The following is a 4,029-nucleotide window of genomic DNA, read 5'->3' on the forward strand; positions in this document are numbered from 1 at the left end:
GCGGTGGTGCCCGCGGGGTGGTCCTCATCCGAGCGGCAGGCGGCCACCGACTGGCTCGACCGCCAACCCCCACCGGCGCCCTCCGCGAACACCCCACCGGCGCCCTCCGTGAACACCCCGCCGGTGCCAGCAGCGGTGCACGACGCCCTCCAACAGGTAGACAGAGTGGTGCCGGGCAGCGCGGTCGTGGTGTGGGCGGCGATGCTGCGTCACCGCCAGCCACTCACGACCGCCCAGATCGTCGACTCCACCGTTCTCGACCAGTCCGCAGTCACCAGCGCGAGCGCCGCCCGGCTGTACGTGCAGGCGTTGCGGGGGCTGGGTCTGCTCGTCGAGCGGGGCAAAGACGGCAAGGCCATGCGATACGAGGCGGTGGTGCCCGCGGGGTGGTCCCCATCCGAGCAGCGGGCGGCCACCGACTGGCTCGAGCGCCAACCCCCACCGGCGCCCTCCGCGAACACCCCGCCGGTGCCAGCAGCGGTGCACGAAGCCCTCCAACAGACACCGCACGTGGTGCCGGGCAGCGTGGTCGTGGTGTGGGCGGCGATGCTGCGTCACGGCCAGCCACTCACGATCGCCCAGATCGTCGACTCCACCGTTCTCGACCAGTCCGCGGTCACCGGCCCGGGCGCCGCCCGGCTGTACGTGCAGGCGTTGCGGGGGTTGGGTCTGCTCGTCGAGCGGGGCAAAGACGGCAAGGCCGTGCGATACGAGGCGGTGGTGCCCGCGGGGTGGTCTCCATCCGAGCGGCAGGCGGCCACCGACTGGCTCGAGCGCCAACCCCCACCGGCGCCCTCCGCGAACACCCCGCCGGTGCCAGCAGCGGTGCACGAAGCCCTCCAACAGACACCGCACGTGGTGCCGGGCAGCGTGGTCGTGGTGTGGGCGGCGATGCTGCGTCACGGCCAGCCACTCACGACCGCCCAGATCGTCGACTCCACCGTTCTCGATCAGTCCGCGGTCACCGGCCCGGGCGCCGCCGGGCGGTACGTGCGGGCGTTGCGGGGGCTGGGTCTGCTCGTCGAGCGGGGCAAGGACGGCCAGGCCGTGCGATACGAGGCGGTGGTGCCCGCGGGGTGGTCCTCATCCGAGCGGCAGGCGGCCACCGACTGGCTCGACCGCCAACCCCCACCGGCTCCGACACCAGACAACCCGAGCTCCGACCTTACAATCATGTGGGCCGAAATGCCCCGCGACCACCAACCAGCGCTGCCACCCGGGACACTGTCAGCCGCCCGCACCTGGTTACGCGTCCACGGGCCACACTGGAACGCCGTCCTCCAACAACACGCAAACAGCGAAATTCTGGAACTGTGGGACCACTTCACCACAACAACGACGTTTCCGTACAGCACGCTAGGCGATTACACAGCCGTCCTGACAGGAGCATGGCTCACGTACGACCAGCTCTTCCAGGCCGCCAGCGACACGAAGATCACCCTGCCAAGCCCGAACACCGTCTTCCTCTACAGTGAAGAGCACCCGGGCAACCCCACCAACACGCCCCCACCAACCACCGTCAACATCCACGCAACAACCAGCATCACCAATCTCATCCACGCCTACAGCACCGCATCAGACGCTGCCACAAGACGGTCCATCCTTCAAAACGCCCTAGGCCGAATTCCCCTCAAACATCTGACCTCCCTGGCCAACACCGGCCCCACCATCGCCGATCAAGTCGACGCCGTCATTCTCCAAGCACTCGACCCCAGCTCACTCAACAGCGGCAGCCCGACCCTCGTCGCCCAAACACGAGCCAACCCCAATTTGGCGAAGCATTTCGACCCAACAACCCGATACAACTGGATCTCCGCAATACTGGCCAACACCAACCCCACAACCCACACAACAACATCAACAATCACCGACCTTGCCGCCTGCGCCACAGCCACGGCTTGACCACCCTCCGGGACCGTAAGTGGCCGCGCAGAATGACCCTCCATAACCCGACCGCGGCGCGACAGCTTCAACCACGATCAGGTTCAGATTCGATGGCACAGACCTCAAGCCCAACGGTCACACCCGAGCACGCGAACCGACTTCTTTGCCATCGAAGATGAACCGTCCCTGGTCACGACGACCAACACGGTTCAACTTCGCTGTCAACGGACACCGGCGATCTGTCAGCGCCGGCCCGCCGGTTCGGAGCCTTCTGACTTCGGCGGCGGCGACCCCTTCCGTAGGGGGTTCCGTGAGGGCTTCGTCGATCGGTCGTCGGCGAGCACCCGTCAACGGGCCCGTTCAGCCGCTCACAGCGCAGGCCAATCGCCCTGTGACAGATCCCCGCCGGTCGGCGTGAAACCCAGACTCCCTCCTGAAAGACATCCCAGGAGCTTGAATGTCAAGCAGCGGCCTCGTTGAGGTGATGGGACCAGGCGGTCGTCTCGTTGTAGAGCGCGCCGGTTTTGAGGCATCCGTGCAGGATGCCGACGAGCCGGTTGGCGAGCTGGCGCAGGGCGGCGTTGTAGCTGGCGCCGCGGGCGCGTTGCCGGTCGTAGTAGGCGCGGGCGCCCGGCGAGGCTTTCAACGCGGAGAACACTTTGGCAGGCATTTTGAGCGTGGACACGTACCGCGTGTCGCGGCCAACCACCGGGGCCACACTTCGGAAACGACGTCGGGGGAGCGGAATGAGTCGCACCGAGAAGTTCGCGGCAGCTCGAGCGGCCAAACGGCTGACCGGCGGCCAGCTGGCCGAGCTGGTCGCCGAGCGAGTATTGGAGCGAACCAAGAAGCGGCCATCGATCGACGCTGACTACGTGAGCCGGATCGAGCGAGGCCTGATTACGTGGCCAGGCCGGGACTATCGCGAGGCGTTCCAGGCGGTCCTGGGCGCAAAGAGCGCCGCTGAGATTGGCCTCTACTCACGTCGTTCTCGGGCTGCTGATCGGCCGCCACCCGTTGACGTGGATGGCCAGCTCCTCGCCCTGGCCGGGGCCGCAACGATTGGCGCTTTGGGCGGCGGCGCGCTAGCCGCCCTGGCGAACGGGCTGGCCAGCCCTCCCACGCCGGCTCGGATCGGCCACATCGACGTCGACGACCTCCACCGCGTTATCGACGGTATGGAGCGCGCCGACCACGCTGCCGGGGGTCGCACCGTCGTGCGGTCTCTCGCGCTTGGTCAGCTGGCGTGGACCCAGGAAACCCTGCGTACGGCGTCTTTCCGCTCGGCCGGCATCCGGCAGGCGTGGATGGCGGCGGTAGCGCGGCTGGGTCGCCTTGCAGGGTTCATGAGCGTGGACGCACGGGACCACGAAACCGCCCGGCGATGCTTCCTCATCGCTCTGCAAATCGCTACGGAGGCCGAGAATTGGCCAAGCCGCCTCAACGTCCTCTCCGGCATGGCGCGGCAGGCCGTACATCTTGGTGGCGGCGCGTCCGCTTTGCAGGTCACCACTCTGGCCAGGGCGGGCGAGGCCTCGGCGAGCACGACGACCAGGGCGATGATTCGAGTGTTGGAGGCCCGCGCATACGGCGTACTCGGCCGGACCGCCGAAGCGGTCTCAGCGGTACGGCAGGCTGACGATCTCTACGAGCAGCGGCGCCCCGACGAGGATCCGCCGTGGCTGTGGTTCTACGACGACGCTCAGCTGATGGGCGACACCGGGCATGCGCTGTTCCCACTGGCTCTGTCGGGCGCCAAGGTCGACGCCGTGCGACGGCTGCGAATCGCGGTCGACATGCACGACGTCGCCGATACTCGGGGGCGAGTCTTCTCGCTGATCAAGCTCGCCACTCTTGAGGTACGCCTTGAACCTGGGGCCGCGGCCTACGCGACAGCGCAGGATGCGATCACGGCGGTGGCGGGGCTCCGCTCCGGACGGGCGTTGGACTATCTGAACGATCTTGGCCGTGTGCTGCGTCGCGCGGGAACCGACGAGGCGCAGGCCCTGGCCAGCCAGGTGAGCTCCACGCTGAAGGCGGCGAGGCGGGACTAGTGTCCCGAGTCGTTGATTCATTGCTAGATTGATGGCGTGGGTGATGGTCGTGGTCCGAAGTTGGCGTTGCTGGCGTTGACCGCTGAGGAGC

The 4,029-nt window shown here is 67.5% G+C and carries 1 protein-coding gene and 2 pseudogenes; 2 read left to right on the plus strand and 1 reads right to left on the minus strand.

Annotated elements, in window-relative coordinates; genetic code table 11:
• Positions 1–1,902, plus strand: a pseudogene (locus tag AB0G14_RS34970) (hypothetical protein); the annotation flags it as partial.
• Between the two features lie 442 nt (positions 1,903–2,344).
• Here AB0G14_RS34970 and AB0G14_RS34975 read toward each other — a convergent pair.
• Positions 2,345–2,539: pseudogene (locus AB0G14_RS34975) on the minus strand (IS110 family transposase); the annotation flags it as partial.
• A 91-nt stretch (positions 2,540–2,630) separates the two neighbouring features.
• On the opposite strand from AB0G14_RS34975, the gene AB0G14_RS34980 reads away from it, so the two are divergent.
• The gene (locus AB0G14_RS34980; protein ID WP_357704976.1) at positions 2,631–3,938 is read left to right on the plus strand and encodes a hypothetical protein; all 1,308 of its coding nucleotides are present in this window, start codon (positions 2,631–2,633) and stop codon (positions 3,936–3,938) included.
• Positions 3,939–4,029 lie beyond the last annotated feature (91 nt).

Origin of the sequence: Micromonospora sp. NPDC023814 (assembly GCF_040639595.1) — a bacterium.
GTDB lineage: Bacteria > Actinomycetota > Actinomycetes > Mycobacteriales > Micromonosporaceae > Micromonospora.